14 protein-coding genes and 3 pseudogenes are annotated in these 18,566 nt (G+C 72.6%); 6 read left to right on the forward strand and 11 right to left on the reverse strand.

The features are described from left to right. Nucleotides 1-54 precede the first annotated feature (54 nt). The 4 genes from ACZ5SK_RS32740 to ACZ5SK_RS32755 all read left to right on the forward strand — a co-directional run bounded on the left by ACZ5SK_RS32740 (nucleotide 55) and on the right by ACZ5SK_RS32755 (nucleotide 8,031). Nucleotides 55-2,598 carry a SpoIIE family protein phosphatase gene (locus ACZ5SK_RS32740; protein WP_334574468.1) on the forward strand — a complete coding sequence of 848 codons (2,544 nt, stop codon included), beginning with the start codon at nucleotides 55-57 and terminating at the stop codon, nucleotides 2,596-2,598. Between the two features lie 81 nt (nucleotides 2,599-2,679). Continuing rightward, nucleotides 2,680-5,376: a SpoIIE family protein phosphatase gene (locus tag ACZ5SK_RS32745; RefSeq protein ID WP_334574469.1), complete on the forward strand. Its 2,697-nt coding sequence runs from the start codon at nucleotides 2,680-2,682 to the stop codon at nucleotides 5,374-5,376. Between the two features lie 132 nt (nucleotides 5,377-5,508). Beyond that, the gene (locus tag ACZ5SK_RS32750; RefSeq protein WP_334574471.1) at nucleotides 5,509-6,873 is read left to right on the forward strand and encodes an FAD-dependent oxidoreductase; all 1,365 of its coding nucleotides are present in this window, start codon (nucleotides 5,509-5,511) and stop codon (nucleotides 6,871-6,873) included. Nucleotides 6,874-7,065: 192 nt separating this feature from the next. Next, a complete protein-coding gene (locus ACZ5SK_RS32755; RefSeq protein ID WP_334574472.1) occupies nucleotides 7,066-8,031 on the forward strand; it encodes a DUF1152 domain-containing protein in 966 nt (321 codons plus the stop codon). A 9-nt stretch (nucleotides 8,032-8,040) separates the two neighbouring features. Here ACZ5SK_RS32755 and ACZ5SK_RS32760 read toward each other — a convergent pair whose 3' ends face one another. The 3 genes from ACZ5SK_RS32760 to ACZ5SK_RS32770 form a co-directional block, all read right to left on the reverse strand. Continuing rightward, the gene (locus tag ACZ5SK_RS32760) at nucleotides 8,041-9,054 is read right to left on the reverse strand and encodes a hypothetical protein (RefSeq protein WP_334574474.1); all 1,014 of its coding nucleotides are present in this window, start codon (nucleotides 9,052-9,054) and stop codon (nucleotides 8,041-8,043) included. After that, nucleotides 9,051-9,419 (reverse strand): PadR family transcriptional regulator, encoded by a 369-nt coding sequence (locus ACZ5SK_RS32765; RefSeq protein WP_334581053.1) that lies wholly within the window; start codon nucleotides 9,417-9,419, stop codon nucleotides 9,051-9,053. Before ACZ5SK_RS32765 ends, ACZ5SK_RS32760 begins: the two co-directional genes overlap by 4 nt. A 186-nt stretch (nucleotides 9,420-9,605) precedes the next feature. Beyond that, the gene (locus ACZ5SK_RS32770) at nucleotides 9,606-9,785 is read right to left on the reverse strand and encodes a hypothetical protein (RefSeq protein ID WP_468157423.1); all 180 of its coding nucleotides are present in this window, start codon (nucleotides 9,783-9,785) and stop codon (nucleotides 9,606-9,608) included. On the opposite strand from ACZ5SK_RS32770, the pseudogene ACZ5SK_RS32775 reads away from it, so the two are divergent. Beyond that, nucleotides 9,785-10,270: pseudogene (locus tag ACZ5SK_RS32775) on the forward strand (DUF3471 domain-containing protein); the annotation flags it as partial. The gene ACZ5SK_RS32770 and the pseudogene ACZ5SK_RS32775 sit on opposite strands and share 1 nt — an antisense overlap. Nucleotides 10,271-10,332: 62 nt before the next feature. Here the strand turns inward: ACZ5SK_RS32775 and ACZ5SK_RS32780 are convergent. Next, a complete protein-coding gene (locus tag ACZ5SK_RS32780) occupies nucleotides 10,333-11,970 on the reverse strand; it encodes a serine/threonine-protein kinase (RefSeq protein ID WP_468157317.1) in 1,638 nt (545 codons plus the stop codon). Nucleotides 11,971-12,176: 206 nt separating this feature from the next. On the opposite strand from ACZ5SK_RS32780, the gene ACZ5SK_RS32785 reads away from it, so the two are divergent. Beyond that, on the forward strand, nucleotides 12,177-12,815 hold the full coding sequence (locus ACZ5SK_RS32785; RefSeq protein ID WP_334574478.1) for a hypothetical protein: 639 nt from the start codon (nucleotides 12,177-12,179) through the stop codon (nucleotides 12,813-12,815). Between the two features lie 33 nt (nucleotides 12,816-12,848). On the opposite strand, the gene ACZ5SK_RS32790 is transcribed toward ACZ5SK_RS32785, so the two are convergent. From ACZ5SK_RS32790 to ACZ5SK_RS32820, 7 genes and pseudogenes are all read right to left on the reverse strand, one after another. Next, nucleotides 12,849-13,337, reverse strand: a complete 489-nt coding sequence (locus ACZ5SK_RS32790; protein WP_361703967.1) for a roadblock/LC7 domain-containing protein — start codon at nucleotides 13,335-13,337, stop codon at nucleotides 12,849-12,851. Between the two features lie 576 nt (nucleotides 13,338-13,913). After that, entirely contained in the window at nucleotides 13,914-14,477 is a 564-nt protein-coding gene (locus tag ACZ5SK_RS32795) for a hemerythrin domain-containing protein (RefSeq protein ID WP_334574482.1), read from the reverse strand. Nucleotides 14,478-14,549: 72 nt separating this feature from the next. Next, nucleotides 14,550-14,831 (reverse strand): annotated as a pseudogene (locus ACZ5SK_RS32800) (molybdopterin dinucleotide binding domain-containing protein); the annotation flags it as partial. Between the two features lie 87 nt (nucleotides 14,832-14,918). After that, nucleotides 14,919-15,620: a FadR/GntR family transcriptional regulator gene (locus tag ACZ5SK_RS32805; RefSeq protein ID WP_334574484.1), complete on the reverse strand. Its 702-nt coding sequence runs from the start codon at nucleotides 15,618-15,620 to the stop codon at nucleotides 14,919-14,921. Between the two features lie 98 nt (nucleotides 15,621-15,718). Continuing rightward, nucleotides 15,719-16,762: an ABC transporter permease gene (locus tag ACZ5SK_RS32810; RefSeq protein WP_334574486.1), complete on the reverse strand. Its 1,044-nt coding sequence runs from the start codon at nucleotides 16,760-16,762 to the stop codon at nucleotides 15,719-15,721. A gap of 2 nt (nucleotides 16,763-16,764) precedes the next feature. After that, entirely contained in the window at nucleotides 16,765-18,348 is a 1,584-nt protein-coding gene (locus ACZ5SK_RS32815) for a sugar ABC transporter ATP-binding protein (protein ID WP_361710831.1), read from the reverse strand. Between the two features lie 112 nt (nucleotides 18,349-18,460). Next, nucleotides 18,461-18,566: pseudogene (locus tag ACZ5SK_RS32820) on the reverse strand (sugar ABC transporter substrate-binding protein); the annotation flags it as partial.

Here is an 18,566-nt window from a genome sequence, read left to right on the forward strand (position 1 = left end):
GGCGCATTCTTGCTGTGTCGCCCCAAGCGGCGGCGCACGGACGAGGTAGGGCCGATGACTGGGAGCGCCGGGGACGAGCGGAAGCCGTCCGGACCGCCGCCCGCGCTGCTGACCGGGGCCGTGGCGGACGCGCTGCGGGCGACGGACGGCCGCGCCGGTGGCGTGTACCTGTGCTCGGCCACGTCCGGACTGCTGCGCCTGGCGGTCCTCTCGGGGCTGCCCGGTCCGCTGTTCCGCGCCTGGTGGCGGGTGCAGGTGGACCGCCCGTTCCCGGTGGCCGACGTGTTCCGGACGGGCGTGCCGGTGGTGCTGGCGAACGCCGCCGAGACGATGCGCCGCTATGCGCAGTTCGCGGCGGGCCTGCCCTTCCAGTTCGGTTCGCTGTACGTGCCCGTGGTGGCGGACGGCCGCTCGTTCGGAGTGCTGACCGTGCTGCGCCCGGCCGCGGGCGACGCGACGGAGGTGCTGGCGGAGCGGGAGCGGCTGACGGCCGTGGCGGACGCCCTGGGCGCGGACCTGCTGCGGCTGGGGGCCGGCGGCCGGGCCGTCACCTGGGACGACGAGCCGCTGTGCGTACGGCCGCCGGCCGCGGGACCGCCGCCGGGCCGGGTCGGGCGGTTCTCATGGGACCCGGCCACTGACGCCGTCACCCTGGACGAGCAGGCACGCGCCCTGCTCGGGCTGCCCCCGGGCGAGTTCCCGGGCACGCTGGACGCCCTGGCCAGGGCCGTCGACCCGACGGACGCCCACCGCCTCCCCGGTCTGCTGCACCGGACGGCTCTGGGCCGGCCCCCGCCGCTGCCGATCCAGGTGCGCACCACCGAGGGCGGGCTGCGGCTGCTGGAGCTGTGGGAGGCGACGAGCACGGAGGCCGAGCCGGCCGCGTCCTGCGCCGCGCCCCGCCCCATCGCCGGCGTCCTCCTCGACCCGGGGCCGGGCGCTCTGGCCGACGGCGCCGCCGACCTGCTCCCCGAGGGCGTGTTCTGTCTCGACCGGCTCGGGCTCGTCGTCTACGCCAATCCCCGGGCCGGGCACCTCCTGGGCGTGCCGCGGGAGCGACTGGTCGGGCGGCCGTTGTGGGAGACCGTGCCATGGCTGAACCAGGCGACGTCCGAGGAGCATCTGCGGGGCGCCCTGCTGACGCCGGATCCCGCGCACTTCCATGTGCGGCTGCCCGCCGCCGAGCCGCCCGCCGGCAACGAGCCGCCCGCCGTCCCGCGGCCGTACGAGGGCGACTGGCTGCATGTGTCGCTGTACCCCGGCCCCGACCTGGTCACCTGCACGGCGGCCCCGGCGAGCCGGGTACCGCACGACGCCCCCGAGCCCACGGCCCCGGACGCTCCCGCGCCGGACTCCGCCGCCTCGACGGCCCCGCAGTACCGGCCCATCGTCCTGGCCATCGCGCTGTCGGAGGCGGTGACCGCCCGGCAGGTGTCGGCGGTGGTCATGCAGGAGCTGCTGCCGGCGTTCGGCGGCCGTCGGCTGGCCATCTACCTCCTTCAGGAGCGGCATCTGTATCTGGCGTGGGAGTCCGGCTTCCCCGAAGGCTTCCTGGCACCCTTCGAAGGGGTGGCCCTGGACGCCCGGCTGCCCGGCGTGGAGACGCTCACCACGGGCCGCCCGCTCTTCTTCGACTCGATGCAGCAGCTCGCGGCCGCCTATCCGGGCATCGCCCTGGACGCGGTCGAGGGCTCCCGCGCCTTCCTCCCGCTGATCGCCTCCGGCCGTCCGGTCGGCTCGTGCATCCTCGGTTTCGACGGTCCGCGCAGCTTCACCTCGGAGGAGCGCACGGTGCTGACCGCGCTCGCCGGGCTGATCGCCCACGCGATGGAGAAGGCCCAGCGCTACGACACCGAGGCGGCCCTCGCCCGTGGGCTGCAGCAGGCGCTGCTCCCGCGGCGGCTGTCGCAGCACGCCGGCGTGGAGACCGCCGGCCGCTACCTGCCGGGCACGGAGGGCATGGACGTGGGCGGCGACTGGTACGACGTCGTGGAGGCCGGCGACGGACTGGCGCTGGTCATCGGGGACGTCCAGGGGCACGGGGTGCAGGCGGCGGCCACCATGGGGCAGTTGCGGAGCGCGGTGCGGGCGTTCGCACTCGGGGACCGGCCCCCGGAGGAGGTCATGGGCGGCACGAACCATCTCCTCATCGACCTGGACCCCGGTCAGTTCGCCAGTTGCTGCTATGTCCGGCTGGATCCGGCCACCGGGGTGGCCCGGGCGGCCCGCGCCGGGCATCTGCCGCCGCTGCTGCGCCACGCCGACGGGCGAACCGAGGTGGTGGAGCTGCCCGGCGGTGTGGTCCTCGGGGTGGATTCGCGCGCCCACTACCCGGTGACGGAGCTGCGGCTGGAGCCGGGCGCGATCCTCGCCCTGTACACGGACGGACTGGTCGAGCGGGCCGGCCATGACATCGACGAGGGCATCACGGCGCTGCGCACGGTCCTCGCCGAGGCCGAGGGTCCCGTGGGCCGTTCCCTCGCGGACGTCGCCGACCGGCTCACCGCGACGGCCCGGCAGGCCGTCGACCGGCCCGACGACATCGCCCTGCTGCTGGCCACGCGGCGCGGCGCCGGGGCTCACCCGGGGCGAGCGTGACCCTGACGACCTCGTCGGGACGGCCGGTGACCCTCTGTGATGCCTCTCGCCTCACGCGGCCGGGCAGTGTAGACATGGCACATGGTCCGACTCCTGGGGCGCTCGGATGCCCGGCCGGCCCGTCGTCCCCGGGGCCCGCGGGTGCGGCGTACACCCGAATCCGCGCTGGGCGGGCGCTCTCTCGCCGCGCAGGTGTTCGTCCTGCAGGTGGTCATCGTGCTGGTGCTGGTGGTGGCGGCCGTGGTGGCGCTGCTGCTCCAGGTGCGGCACGACACGACGCAGGAGGCCCGCAACCGCTCCCTCGCCGTCGCGGAGACCTTCGCCAACTCGCCGGGCATGGTGGAGGCGCTGGCCGGCCCGAACCCGACGGCCGTGCTCCAGCCCCGGGCCGAGGCCGCCCGCAAGGCCGCGGAGATGGACTTCATCGTCGTCATGAACACCGACGGCATCCGCTACACCCACCCCAAGCCGGACCGCATCGGCAAGAAGTTCGTCGGAACCATCCAGCCGGCGCTGGACGGCGGTGTCGTGGTCGAGGAGGTCAACGGGACCATAGGCCGGCTGGTACAGGCCGTCGTGCCGGTGAAGGCGGCCGACGGGCGGGTGGTGGGGCTGGTGTCGTCCGGGATCACCACCGCGCACGTCGGCGGCAACGCCGACCGCCAGCTGCCGCTGGTCCTCGCCAGCGCGGCGGTGGCCCTCGCCCTGGCGACGGCGAGCACGGCGCTGGTCAGCCGTCGGCTGCTGCGCCAGACGCACGGTCTGGGACCGCGTGAGATGACCCGCATGTACGAGCATCACGACGCGGTGCTGCACGCCGTGCGGGAAGGCGTGATCATCGTCGGCGGGGAGGGCGATCTGCTGCTCGCCAACGACGAGGCGCAGCGGCTGCTCGACCTGCCCCCGGACGCCGAACGCCGCCAGGTCCTGGATCTGGGACTGGACCCGGACACGGCCGAGTTGCTGGCCTCCGGGCGGATGGTCACGGACGAGGTGCACCTGGTCGGGGACCGGCTGCTGGCGATCAACCAGCGGCCCACCGATCTGGCGGGCGGACCGGCCGGCAGCGTGGCCACGCTGCGCGACTCCACGGAGCTGCGTGCCCTGTCGGGCCGCGCGGAGGTGGCCCGTGAACGCCTGGACATGCTGTACGCGGCCGGGGTGGGCATCGGGACGAGTCTGGACGTGGCCCGGACGGCGGAGGAGCTGACGGAGCTGGCGGTGCCGAGGTTCGCGGACTTCGCGACCGTCGACCTGTTCGACGCCGTCCTGAGCGGTGAGGAGCCGGAGGCGCGGGGCGCGCTGCGGCGCACGGCGATGAGCGGGATCCGCAAGGGTGCGCCGCTGTACGCGGTGGGCGAGCGGATCCGGTTCGTGGACTCCGCCCCGCAGGCCCGCAGTCTGGGCGGGGAGCAGGCGGTTCTGGAGGCGCGTCTCGCCCAGTCCCCGGGCTGGCGGGCCCAGGATCTGGAACGGACCGAGCAGGTCGTGGAGTTCGGCATCCACTCGCTGATCACCGTGCCCGTGCGGGCCGGGGCGCTGATCCTGGGGGTGGTCAGTTTCTGGCGGTCGGAGCGGCCCGATCCCTTCGACCCGGACGAGGTGGCGCTCGCGGAGGAGCTGGTGGCGCGGGCGGCGATCTCCATCGACAACGCGCGCCGCTTCACCCGTGAGCACGGTATGGCCGTCACGCTGCAACGGAGTCTGCTGCCGCGTACCCTGCCCGAGCAGAACGCCCTGGACATCGCCTACCGGTATCTGCCGGCCCAGGCGGGCGTGGGCGGCGACTGGTTCGACGTGCTGCCGCTGTCCGGGGCGCGGGTGGCGCTCGTCGTCGGTGACGTGGTGGGTCACGGGCTGCACGCGGCGGCCACCATGGGCCGGCTGCGCACCGCGGTCCACAACTTCTCCGCCCTGGACCTGGCGCCCGAGGAACTCCTGGGGCTGCTCGACGAGTTGGTGGCCCGGATCGATCAGGACGAGGCGGCGGACGGTGTCAACGCGCCGGTTTCCGGGGCGACGTGTCTGTACGCCATCTACGATCCGGTGGCCCGGCGCTGCACCGTCGCCCGGGCCGGACATCCGCCGCCGGCGCTGGTCCACCCCGACGGCCGGGTGGAGTACCCAGAGGTGCCCGCCGGGTTGCCGCTGGGGCTGGGCGGGCTGCCGTTCGAGACGGTCGAGCTGGAGCTGGCGGAGGGCAGTTCGCTCGTGCTGTACACCGACGGGCTGGTGGAGGACCGGTCGCGGGACATCGACACGGGTCTGCAGATGCTGCACACCGCCTTGGAGCGGGGTGCCGACGGCTCGCCGGAGCAGACCTGCCAGGCCGTCCTGGACGCAATGCTGCCCGCCCGTCCGAACGACGACATCGCGCTGATCGTGGCGCGCACCCGGGCGCTCGGCGAGGACCGGGTCGCCGAGTGGGACGTGCCGGTGGATCCGGCGGCGGTGGGCGAGGTGCGGGCGGCGGTGGTCCGGCAGCTGGCGCGCTGGGATCTGGAGGATCTGTCGTTCACGACGGAGCTGATCCTGAGCGAGCTGGTCACCAACGCGATCCGCTACGGCAGCGCGCCCGTGCGCGTGCGTCTGCTGCGGGACCGGACGCTGATCTGCGAGGTCTCCGACGGCAGCAGCACGTCACCGCACCTGCGGTACGCGGCCATGACGGACGAGGGCGGGCGCGGGCTGTTCCTCGTGGCCCAGCTCACCGATCGCTGGGGAACCCGCTACACACCCAACGGAAAGATCATCTGGGCTGAACAGCCGCTGCCGTGACGGGGGTTGATTCCCGAGTTACTCATAAATGATGTTTATGAGTCCATAGACCGGACCCGCGTACCGGGTAAGGCTTGCCTCAGCTTAGGCTTCCCCCGAGTCGATCTGTCGCCACTCGAAGGGAAACTGATCATGCCCCGCCCCCTGCGGGTAGCCATAGTCGGAGCCGGCCCCGCCGGGATCTACGCCGCCGACGCGCTGCTCAAGTCCGATGTGGCCGCCGACCCGGGTGTCTCCATCGACCTCTTCGAGCGCATGCCGGCCCCGTTCGGCCTGATCCGTTACGGTGTCGCCCCGGACCATCCGCGCATCAAGGGCATCATCACGGCCCTGCACCAGGTCCTCGACAAGCCGCAGATCCGCCTCTTCGGCAACGTCGACTACCCGGGCGACATCAGCCTGGACGACCTGCGCGCCTTCTACGACGCGGTGATCTTCTCGACCGGCGCGATGGCCGACCGCGAGATGTCGATCCCGGGCATCGAGCTGGCGGGCTCCTACGGCGCCGCGGACTTCGTCTCCTGGTACGACGGCCACCCGGACGTCCCGCGCACCTGGCCGCTGGAGGCCGAGAAGGTCGCCGTCCTGGGCGTCGGCAACGTCGCGCTGGACGTGGCCCGCATCCTGGCCAAGACCGCCGACGAGCTGCTGCCCACGGAAATCCCGGCGAACGTCTACGAGGGGCTGAAGGCCAACAAGGCGCTGGAGATCCACGTCTTCGGCCGCCGTGGCCCGGCGCAGGCGAAGTTCTCCCCGATGGAGCTGCGGGAGCTGGACCACTCCCCCACCATCGAGGTCATCGTCGACCCCGAGGACATCGACTACGACGACGGCTCGATCGCGACCCGGCGCGGCAACAAGCAGGCCGACATGGTCGCCAAGACGCTGGAGAACTGGGCGATCCGCGACGTCGGCGAGCGCCCGCACAAGCTGTTCCTGCACTTCTTCGAGTCCCCGTCCGAGATCCTCGGCGAGGACGGCCAGGTCGTCGGCCTGCGCACCGAGCGCACCGCCCTCGACGGCACGGGCAACGTCAAAGGCACCGGCGAGTTCAAGGACTGGGACGTCACGGCGGTCTACCGCGCCGTCGGCTACCTCTCCGAGAAGCTGCCGAAGCTCCCCTGGGACCTCGACTCGGGCACGGTCCCGGACGAGGGCGGCCGGGTCATCGAGGAGTCCGGCGCGCACCTGCAGTCCACATACGTCACCGGCTGGATCCGGCGTGGTCCGATCGGTCTGATCGGGCACACCAAGGGTGACGCCAACGAGACGGTGTCCAACCTGCTGGACGACCACGCGAACGGCCGTCTGCACACGCCCGTCTCGCCCGAGCCGGAGGCCGTGGAGGCGTTCCTCGCCGAGCGCGAGGTCCGCTTCACCACCTGGGAGGGCTGGTACAAGCTGGACGCCGCCGAGAGGGCGCTGGGCGAGCCGCAGGGCCGCGAGCGCGTGAAGATCGTCGAGCGCGAGGACATGCTGCGGGAGAGCGGCGCATAGTCCGAGAGCAGGGTCCGGCGAGCAGGTCCGGGGAGCAGGGTCCGGGGGTCGCTTCAGGCGGCCGCTTCGGGCCCCCGGCAGGCTTCCCGGCGTGCCGGCAGGGGCCCGGCCCCGAACCCCGATTCACCGGCGACCGGGGGCGGTTGCCGGTATTCGCTGGGCCGCGTGATCGACACCTGTTAGCGTCCCGGGGTGTTCTCCCTCCACGAACCGCCCTTCTTCACCCGGCTGCGCGAGGCGCGCCGGGTGCTCGTCGCGGGCGCGGGCGGCGGCTTCGACGTGTACGCGGGCCTGCCGCTGGCGCTCGCCCTGCGGTCGGCGGGCAAGGAAGTCCACCTGGCCAACCTCTCCTTCGCCGACCTGTACGGCCTGCCCACCGACGTGTGGCAGGAGCCGGACGTGGCGGCGGTCCGCCCCGGCACCCCGGCCCGCGGCGACTACTTCCCCGAGCACACCCTGGCCACCTGGCTGGACCGACAAGGCCTGCCCGCGACGGTGTACGCCTTCCCGCGGACCGGTGTGAAGCCCCTGCGGGACGCCTACCGCGCCCTCCTGGACCACCTGGGCGGGATCGACGCCATCGTCCTGGTCGACGGCGGCACGGACATCCTGATGCGCGGCGACGAGCACGGCCTCGGCACACCCGAGGAGGACATGGCGAGCCTGGCGGCCGTACGCGCCCTCGACGAGGTCCCGCACCGGCTGGTGGCCTGCCTCGGCTTCGGCGTGGACGCGTACCACGGCGTGAACCACGCCCTGGTCCTGGAGAACCTGGCCGCGCTGGACCGCGACGGCGCCTGGCTCGGCGCGTTCTCCCTGCCCCGCGACAGCACGGAGGGCGCCCTCTACCTCGACGCGGTCGCCCACGCCCAGGCTGCCACCCCCGGCCATCCGAGCATCGTGCACGGCTCGGTCGCGGCCGCCGTGCGCGGCGACTTCGGCGACGTGCGTTTCACCGAACGGACCCGCGACAGCGAGCTGTTCGTGAACCCGCTCATGGCGCTGTACTTCTGCGTCGACGCCGTGGGCCTGGCCCGCCGCAACCTCTATCTGGACCGGCTGGACGACACCGTCCTCATGCGTCAGATCAGCACCCGCATCGAGGAGTTCCGGGACGGCCTTCCGGTGCTGCGGCAGCCCCGGGCGTTCCCCCACTGACACAGTCCGTCAGCGGGCCGAGAGGTCCCGTCCGGCGGTGACGGCCAGCGCCGCGGTCAGGAGCAGTGCGGCCGCGCCCTGGGAGACGAACGCTGCCAGCGTCACGGCGGGGAGGACGTCGAGCCACGAGTACAGGGCGGCCAGGCGCAGCGCGAGAACCAGCAGACCGAGGACGGCGAGGGCCAGCGTGGCCTCCCCGTTCGCGGCAGGGTGGCGGGTGCGCCACACGAGCCGGCCCAGGGCAGCGACGAGGAAGCCGGTCGTCGGCGCCCACACCGGGTCGGCGGCCATCGGCACCAGCACGGTCGAGGCGCCCATCACCACACAGCACGCCAGGTAGGCCAGGCCCGGTGGCATCGCGGGCAGAGCGGCCGCGGGGGCGTCGCGGTGATGGGCGGCGCACAGGGCCAGGGCCGACAGCCAGGCGAAGACCACGGAGACGGAGGCGTACGGCGTCTCCGGCAGGAAGGCGTCCGTCACCAGTGGCGCGAGGAACGGCCACAGGCTGGGCAGTGCGGCGAGGAGCGCGGCGACCTGCGCGAGGCGGCGGCGGTCGTGCAGCAGCGCGAAGTAGGCGACGGTCCACAGCAGGGGCAGCAGCCAGATCGCCACGGCGGCGACCCCTCGGACGGCTCCCCCGCCGGTGAACCCGGTGAGGAACATGTGCCACGGCGCGGACCCGCCGGTCGTCGCCCAGGTCAGCTCCAGCACCCGGTCGACGACGGCGGCGGTCGCCTGCAGCAGCACCGCGAAGAGCGCGAAGAGACGGACGGACGAGCCGAGCAGGACGTAGCGGCGGGGCGCCCCTGCGGTGCCCAGCCGGGTGCGCACGGCGAGGGCGGCGATGCTCGCCATCTCGCCGAGCGTGGGCCGGCTCTGGTCCTGCGTGTCACGATCGATGTCCCAGAGGTAGACCTCGACCATCTCCTCCTCGCGCTCCCTGCGGTAGTACGCGGGCAGCAGACGCAGGACGGTGCGGTAGCGCGCTTCGAGCAGGCTCGTGGTGCCAGTCGCAGTCGTCATGCCAGACCTCCGGCGAGTCCGTGCCCGGTGGCGGGCGGAGTGACGGTTCCGGGAGCGCTGCGGCCCTCGGCGATACGGCGCCGGGCCGCACTGGCGCCGGCCGCCATGCGCTCCGCCTCCGCGTCGAGGGCCTGCACCCCGTCCTCGGTGACGCGGTAGTAGCGCCTGAGCCGGCCCTGCTGGACCTCCTCGCGGTCCAGGGCGATGAGGCCGTCGGCGGTGAGCCGGTCGAGCACGCCGTACAGCGTGCCGACTCTCAACTGGACCTCTCCGTCCGAGAGTTCCTCTATCTCGCGCAGAATGCCGTAACCGTGCCGGGGCTGGTCGGCGAGGGCCGTCAGCACGAAGAAGGCTGCCTGGGTCATGCTCCTCGATCCCATGGACTGAATATATCGGCTTCCGATATATCCTGCACGGCGAAACACCGAGTCGGGGCGATCCGGACCGTCACAAGCTCCGCAGGACACCGCCGCCGGTGAAGGAAGGCCGGTCGGCGCTCGCCCTGGCTCCGCTTCTGCTCGCCCCGTGCGTCCCCGCCGCCGCTGCCCCTCTCAGCCTGGCGGTTCGGCCGGCTCGACGGCATCGTGCGGAACGGGATGGCCCGCACGGGCGTGCCCGGGGTCGCGGTCGCCGCCGTCCACTAGGACCGGGTCGTCCACCTGGAGGGCTTCGGCGTCCGCCACGAGGGCCGGTCCGGGCGGATCGACCCCGACACGGTGTTCGAGCTGCACCCCCGCCCGCCGCCGGCCGCGCCGGCTTCTACGGCCTCGGCCGGACTGTCGGTTACGACGCCCTCGGCCGTCTGCGGCTGAGTCACTCGGGCGCCTTCGACCTCGGCGCGAACACCAACGTCACCATGCTGCCCGGCGAGGACCTGGGCATCGTGGTCCTCGCCAACGGCCCCACCGACTGCTCCAGGCCGCCCGCCGCCGCGGCCCGCCCCCTCGCCGCCTGCACCGGCACCTACGCCAACGGCTACTACGGTCCGCTGACCGTCACCGCGTCCGGCGGTGAGCTGACCATGCGGCTGGGCCCGAAGCCGACCAGGTTCCGGCTCACCCACTACGACGGCGACACCTACAGCTTCCGGACCGTCGGCGAGAACGCCGTGGGGCTGTCCGGCGTCACCTTCCAGGGTGACCGGAACGGCAAGGCGACGCGGGTGGCGGTGGAGGCGTTCGACGAGAACGGCCTCGGCGTCTTCACCCGCCGATGACCGGACCGCCGGATCGCCGCAGGGCACCACCGGATCGCCGTCGGACGTCCGGACGTCCGCGGTCAGCCGTCCTCGCGCGGGTGGGTCTCGATCACCCGGCCCCGCACGTCGGCGCGGAGGTAGGCGCTGCCGTAGTCGTCGGAGAGGTACACGCTCATCGACGGATCGGTGTGGAAGACGGTGGAGGCGGGATTGATCGTCAGGTAGCGGTTCGTGGGCTTGGGCACGCCGAGTGTCCTTCCGGCCCGGGCGAGCAGCGCGGGCACGGCGTCCCAGTCGTAGAGGTCCAGGTCGACGGGGACGGCGCCGCCCATGACGGTGCCGCCCGGCCCGTCCTTCACCGCCACGTCCCCGCCCCGGTAGATGTACCGGTCGTAGAGCTTCGGGTGGCCGGCGACGGGTGCGTCGGCGATCGCGTACTCCCCGTACACGGCGAGGCTGGTGACCTTCGTCCCGCCCATGGCCGCGGTCAGTTTCGCCACCGTCGTCCGCACCCCGTCGCCGGTGAGCAGGTCGACGGTCTCCGCGGCGGCGGCGCCGGACGAGCCGCCGGAGGACGCCTGCCGGACGCTCTGCGACGGGGAGGGGCCGGTGGTGGGCGCACCGCCGGTGTCGTCGTGCTTCGTCTGCGGAAGCAGCGCCCACACCAGAACTCCCGTCAGCGCCACGGCGACGACGGCTCCCGTGACCGCCGCGGCGCGGACCCGGCGGCCCCGCGCCGGGACGCCGACCTGCGACGGGGTGAGCGTGACGGCGGCCGCGGCCGGGGCCGGGGCTGCGAGGGGGTAGGAGGTCGGCTGCGCCTGCTGGGGCTGCCGGGCCTGCTGGGCCTGTGGAGCCCACCCGGACGGTCCCGGGGCGTCCTCGGTCACGGCCGCCAGCATCCGGTCGACCTCCGCCGCGTCGGGGCGGACCTCGGGGTCCCGGACGAGCAGCGCCGTGAGGACGCCGGTCAGCGGTCCGGCCCGAAGTGGCGCGGGCACGTCCTCACCGAGTACGGCAGCGAGCGTGGCGAGCGTGCTCGCCCTGCGCAGCGGATGGTGGCCCTCCACCGCGACGTACAGCAGCATCGCCAGTGACCAGAGGTCGGCGGCGGGACCGCCCTCCTTGCCGCTGACCCGTTCCGGCGCCATGAAGTCGGGCGAGCCGATGACGGCGCCGGTGGCGGTGAGACCGGCGGACTCCCGGACGGCGGCGATCCCGAAGTCGGTGAGCACAGGCCGCCCGTCGGGGCGCAGCAGGACGTTGGCGGGTTTCACGTCACGGTGTTCGATACCGACGGCGTGCGCGGCGCGCAGCGCGGACAGCACACCGCGGCCCACGCGCGCAGCCTCGATCGGGGTCATCGGGCCCCGCTCGAGCCGGTTCTGGAGGGAGCCCCCCTCGACCAGCTCCATCACGATCCACGGGTAGGTGTTCTCGCCGCCGTCGACGATGTGGTGGATGGTGACGACGTTGGGGTGGTGGACGCGCGCCAGCGCACGCGCCTCGCGCAGGACGCGCTCGCGCAGCGTGCGGGCGCCCTCGGGGTCGTACTCGGCCAGGTCCGGATCCGGGGGCCGGACCTCCTTGACTGCCACGTCCCGTTGCAGGGCCAGGTCGTGGGCCCGCCACACCAGTCCCATGCCTCCGCCGCCGAGCCGCTCGACCAGTTCGAAGCGGCCGTCGACGACACGTCTGTGGGGTTCCCCTGTGCTCATGGCAGGAGCTTAGGGGTACGCGCCGACAGGCGGCGTGTCCGCCAGAGGGGGCACACCGCGAATGGTCCGCGGGGTCACGGGCATGCTGTGAACGAGGTCACTTCCGCCGGTCCGTGCCGGAACCGCCACCCCGGACCCCTCCCCCACTCGCCGTCACCCTTCCCTGCCCGTTCTCTCGCCCGCGAAGGACATGTGCTTTGGCTCTTATGCACCCTGACGCTCCCTCGGCCCGCCGTCCGGGCCGCTCCTGGACGATCCGCGTGGTCGGACACCGGGACCGCAGCGCGTCGGTCACCTGCTCCTCGGCGTGCGCGATGCCGCCGCGTTCCCGTGACATCGCGGCCCTGCGCCGCTTCGCCGAGGCCCACGCGGCCGCGCACGCCCGAGCGGCGGCGGTGCATCACGACGCGGCCTGCTCGTGCCGCCGCCAGCGGTGCGCGCTGCACGAGGGCACCCGGATCAGCTGCGCGGGCGCGGTCGTCCTCGTCCTGCGGCACGACCCGTCGGTCGGCCAGGTCTGGACACTGAGCGAAGTCTGCTCCGCGTGCGCCGCGTTGATGCCGCACACCCGTCTGCTGAGCCGGGCGGTCCCGCGACCGCCGCGCGTTCCCGACGCGGAGACGGACACCTCCACGAGCCGGGGCACAGGCCCAGGCACAGGTCCGGCGATGGGTCGGGAGGCTCACGGCCGTCCCGTTCCGTCCGGTCCTGCGACGCCGACCGTGGGGCCGCCGCGACTCGTCCCCGGCGGGTTCAGCGCACCCTCGTCGGGCGTCGGCGCCGGCCCGGAGCGGCGGGCCGGCCGACGGCGCGGACGCGCGGAGGCGGAGGGCGGCGCGGCATGACCGGGCCGGGCGTGACCCGGCCGTGGTTTTCCCTCAGGGCTGATGCCGGGACTGCGGCGGTATGCGCACCGGCAGGGCGCCGAGGATCCGGCCACGGGCAGTCGGCGGCGGACCCGGCTGCCCTCGGGTGACGGCCGGCCGCTCGCCCGCGAACCGTGTCGCCACGAGTTCGGCGATGCGGGCGCCGCTGCGCCGCCCCTCCAGGTGCAGACGGCCGACGTTGGTGCGGTCGTCGGCGAGCAGCGTCAGGATGGCGGACGGCCCGGCGGCGTACGTCGCGAGGTAGCCACCGGCGCCGCGCACGATCATTTCGCGGAACTCGCCGCGGGCCGCGACATCGACCATGCGGCGCCCCACGCCGAGCGCCGCGGCGGTGAGCGCGGCCAGCCCTTCCGGCTCTCCGTCCGGCATGTCCTGGGCGAGGACGAATCCGTCGACGCTGGCCGCCAACGATCCCGTCAGCTGCGGCATACGGCTGCGCAGCCGGTGCAGTTCGTTCAGAACCTCGGCCTCGACGGCCATGACCGGTGTCCCTTCGGCGCGTTGTCGACTATGCGGATCAAGTGCGGTGCGGCGGGGGGTCGTTCAGGTGACCCTGAGGCTACGGAAAGTGTCGGCCGAAAGCGACACGTTTGGCATTTTCCTCAGGAACATTCCGCGCAGCCCAAAGGAGACCTCGACACCAGGCCCTCTGCCTGCATGAGTGCAGGTGGCACCCCGGGTCGTGGCCTGTAGTGCACGCTCCGTTGCGTTCGAGCGGAGTTCGAGGGGGGAACATGTGGGGGCAGACCGCGGCCCGAGGCAGTAGCGGAACGGACTCGATGACGCGGTAGGAACCACACCGGCTCGAGCCCGCCGCCGAGCCGCCGCCCTCTCATGCGGAACTCGGCCAGGAGGCCGAGGAGGTCACGCTCTCCGTCATGGCGGCATCCAGGCTGCTCGTGGCGGTCTCCGCCCGCGCGCTCGCCTCCACCGGCGACACCCTGACCCTGCCTCAACAGTCTGACGCCGGCGGTGGCGGTGTGCGTCCGCTGCGGCGCGTCTCAGCCCGTCCTCCGAGGTCGGGCATCGTGACCGCCGTGCTTGATCGCTTGACGTTCAGCCCTGCCGGCCTCGCCCGGTGAGCATGTCGCGGAAGCGGTCGACCATGCCGGCTCCCGGTGCGAGGAGTTTGTTGAGCGGCGGTGTGTCCGGTGCCGCCGGGTGGGGACGGGTCGGAGCGGTCTTCTTCGCCGCCCGGACCTTGTCGCCCAGCTCATTGAGCGACTCGGCCGGGCATGACTCGGCGAGCAGCGGGAAGAGACGGTCCTCTTCGTCCCTCACATGTGCCGTGACCGACGACTTCAGCTGGGTGATGAGCAGGTCGAACCGTGCGTCAGCGGGCTGGCAGTCCTCCAGTTCCTTCAGCATTCGCTCGACCTCGCTGTGGTCGGCGAGCTCCTTGTCGGCGAGATCATCACCATCGTCGACATACCGGCGGACCGCCGGGTACAGGTGCTGCTCCTCGGCCACCGAGTGCCGGACCAGCTCCATCGTCAACTGGTCGGCGAGGGCGCGGCGCGCGTCGGCGTCCGCCGTCTGCCTTCCGATCTGCTCGAAAAGCGCTTCGACCTCGCGGTGATCGGCCATGAGTTCCTGGATGACGTTTCCTTCATGTCCCATGACGGGGCACTCCTCTCGGTGCACAGCCTTCGGTGGTGTCGGTGGTCCTGGACGCACGGCTCGGCGCAGCGCTCAGAGGCCATACGTCCCACTCGAACACCAAGGCTTCACGGCCACGGCATGCCACCACCCGGACGGCCGAGCGAACCGGGCCCGCAGCCGGCCCCGCAGGACGCCGCGCGGGGTGCTGACCTCGACCATGTCGCCTTCGTCCAGGGCGAGCGCGGCCGCGTCGGCAGCGGACGCCTGGACCCACACGTCGGGAGCCGCCGTGTTCAGCTGCGGTGCCCGCGCGGTCTTCGTGCGCGTGTGGAAGTGGCAGAGGGTGCGGCCCGTGGCCGGCTGGAACGGATACCGGCAGGGGTGCCAATCAGGGACAGGGATTGGCTGGTCTCGATGAAGGCCCGATCCCGGGGTCTCCCGGAAGGCTGCGGGGGGGAGTCAGCAGTCGACCGGGGGGAGGGGGGCGTCGCTGAGGCTTGTCGCCAGCCACTGCTCGACGGCGGTGATGTGGACGGTCGCGGCGGAGGCTGCCAGCAGCGCGTCGCGTGCCTGGAGCGCGCGGAGGATCTCCTCGTGGTCCCGGTGGGCGCTGTCCAGGGCGTCACGGGTGCGGCTGCCTCGGACGATGCGTACCCGCTGGGTGCGGGTGGAGAGCACCTGGAGCAGCATCGAGAGGACCGGGTTGGCCACGGCTTCGACGATGCGCAGATGGAAGGCGATGTCGTGGGCGACGAACTCGTCGACCGTGGCGGCGGAGCGGCACCGGTCGAGGATGTCGCGGAGTTCCTTCAGGTCCTGCGGCTGCAGTACGGCCGCGGCCAGCCCGGTCGCCTGGGATTCGAGGAATCTGCGTACCTGGAGCAGTTGCAGTGCGGTGCGCCCCTGGGAGACGTCGGCGGCGAAGGACAGCGTCTCCAGCAGGAGGTGGGGCTCCAGGCTGGAGACATAGGTGCCGTCGCCCTGCCGGGCGACCAGGATCCGCATGGCGGTCAGTGCCCGGACGGCTTCACGCAGCGAGCTGCGGGACAGGCCGAGCTGTCCGGCGAGGACGTCCTCCCTGGGCAGGCGGGAGCCGGGCGCGAGTTCCCCGGCGACGATCATCGCCTTGATCTTGTCCATCGCCTCGTCGGTCAGTGCCACGAGGGTGCCTCTCTGTGCGGAGTGCGGAGTGCGTAGGGGCCGTCGCGCTCCGCCCGGTGCACCTGAGGGCGCCGGGCGGAGCCGCCGTGAGCCGGCGTCTACTCCTGTTTCTCGCCGGAGGCGAAGCGGGAGATGATCAGCGCGACGATGATGATCGCGCCGTTGAGGAACTGGTTCCACAGCGGCGGCACGCCCGCCAGCGTCATCACGTTGACGACCAGCTGGAGGGTGAGCACGCCGGTGAGGGCGCCGAAGACGGAGCCCTTGCCGCCGTTGAGGCTGACCCCGCCGATGACCGTCGCCGCGAAGACCTGGAAGATCCAGCCGCTGCCCTGGGTGGCGGAGATGGAACCGTAGTGACCGCTGTAGAGGATGCCGGCGAACGCGGCGAGCAGGCTGCCGAGGATGAGGACGACCCAGACGATCCGGTCGACGCGGATGCCGGCGGTGCGCGCCGCCTCCGCGTTGCCGCCGATCGCGTACAGCGCCCGTCCGTGCCGCAGCCAGGCCAGCGCGCTGCCGCCGATCGCGAAGAGCAGCCCGCACACCCAGATCGCGGCGGGCATCCCCAGCCAGGACGCCTTGCCCAGGTAGGTGAAGGAGGAGGGCAGTTCGACGATGGACTGGCCCTCGGACAGGGCGACTTGGAGGCCGCGCAGCATGGTCAGCATGCCGAGCGTGACGATGAAGCCGTTGAGCCGCAGCTTGAGGATGAGGAAGCCGTTGACGGCGCCGATCGCCGCGCCCACCAGGAGGCAGAGCGGGACGGCCGTCCATTCGGGAAACAGCCCGAGGCCCGTGAAGCGCCCGCCGCTGGAGGGAAGTACGAGCCACACGGCGATGACCGGAGCGACGCCGATGGTCGACTCCAGGGACAGGTCCATCCGCCCGCTGATGAGGATGAAGGTGGTGGCGAGGACGAGCAGGCTCAGCTCGGTGGACTGCTGGGCCACGCCGATCAGGTTGTCGGAGGTCAGGAAGGCCGGCGAGACGATGAACCCGATCAGCATCAGGACCAGGATCGCCGGGACGAGGGACAGCTCACGGAAACGGCCGAGGTCGACCCGGCGGCGGGCGGTGTCCGCGGTGGCCGGCTCCGCCGCGCTCGCGGTGGGCTCGGTGAGATCTGTGGTGGCGGACATGACTACCTTCCGTGCTCGTCGGTGCCGGATGCGGTGGATGCGGTGGTGGTGCCGACGCCTTCCATGGCGGCGACGACGTGTTCGTCCTTCCAGCCGCCGGCGAACTCGGCGACCGCCCGGCCGTGGAACATGACGACGACCCGGTCGCAGACCCTGAGGTCGTCGAGTTCGTCGGAGACGATCAGCGCGGCCTTGCCCCCGTCTGCGATCTGCCGGATCCTGCCGAGCAGGAACTCCTTGGACTTGACGTCCACGCCGTTGGTGGGCCGGATGGCCACCAGGACGTGAGGGTCGGTGGCCAGGGCGCGGGCGACGACGACCTTCTGCTGGTTGCCGCCGGAGAGCGCGGAGACGGGGGTGGCGGCTCCCGGGGTCTTGATGTCGAGGTCCCGGATCATGCGCTGCGCGAAGACCCTGGTCCTTGCGGGCAACACCGTGCCGAACGGGCCGAGCTGGTCGGTGACGGTGAGCGTCGCGTTCTCCGCCACACTGCGGTTGTTGACCAGCCCCTGGAGGTGGCGGTCCTCGGGGACGAAACCGACCCCGGCGGCGAGGGCGGACGGCACACTGCCGGTGCGCACGTTTCTGCCGCCTACGGAGATCCTGCCGCCCTCGGCCCGGTGGAGTCCGGCGACCGCCTCGCCCACCTGCACATTGCCGCTGGCCGTCGCTCCGGCGAGGCCGACCACCTCACCGGAGCGGACCGACAGGGACAGGTCCTGGCAGGCGTCGGACAGCGTCAGGCCGTCGATCGCCAGCAGCTCCGCGCCACCGGTCCGCGCCGCCGAGGGCCCGCTCACGGCGGCGCTGCCCGAGGCGGCGGACTCCCCCGTCATCGCCTCCACCAGGTCCTGGTGGCCGAGTTCGGCCACGGGCGCGGTGAGGATGTGGGCCGCGTCGCGGTAGACCGTGACCGTGCTGCAGAGGTCGTACACCTCTTGCAGGTGGTGGGAGATGAAGAGGAAGGCGACGCCCTGGTCCCGGAGGTCACGGAGTTTGTCGAAGAGACGGCCGATGCCCCGGGCGTCGAGCTTCGCGGTCGGCTCGTCGAGGATGATGAAGCGGGCGCCGAAGGACAGCGCCCGGGCGATCTCGACGAACTGCCGCTGCTCGACGGTCAGGTCCTTCGCCCGCGCGGCGGGGTCGACGGCCACCCCGTACTCACTGAGCAACTCCTCGGCGCGCAGCCGTAGTTGCTTCCAGCGGATGGGCTGTGCCGCTCCGGCGCTCTGCCGGTTCAGGAAGAGGTTCTCGGCGACGGTCAGGTCACCGATGATCGTGGAGCGCTGGTAGACGCAGGCGACGCGGGAGCGCCAGGCGTCGATGTCGCCGACGGACGGCGCCGGCTCGCCTGAGAAGCGCAGGGAGCCGGTGTCGGGCTGCTGGAGGCCGGTGAGGATGGACACGAGCGTCGACTTGCCGGCGCCGTTGCGTCCGACCAGGGCGTGCGACTCGCCCGCTGCGATGGTGATGCGTGCGTCGCGCAGGGCGACGGTCGCGCCGAACCGTTTGCTGATGCCGGTCGCCTCGGCCACCGGGGCCGGGCGCTCGGGGCCGGTCGCCGGGGCGGTCGCGGTGTCCGCCATGGTGGATACCGTCCTTCGTGTGCGGAGGTGGGGCGGGGAACGCGGGGTGTGACGCGCTGGGGAGAGAGGGGACGGCCCGTCTCTCCGCACCGCGGGCGTGAGCTGCCGGCCGTCAGCCGACGTTGTTGCCCCACAGGGTCTTGTCGTCCACGTTGTCCTTGGTGACCAGCGGGGCGGGCAGCTGGTCCTCCAGGCCGTTCGGGATCTTGATGATCGTG

Source organism: Streptomyces sp. NPDC031474 (assembly GCF_055581185.1).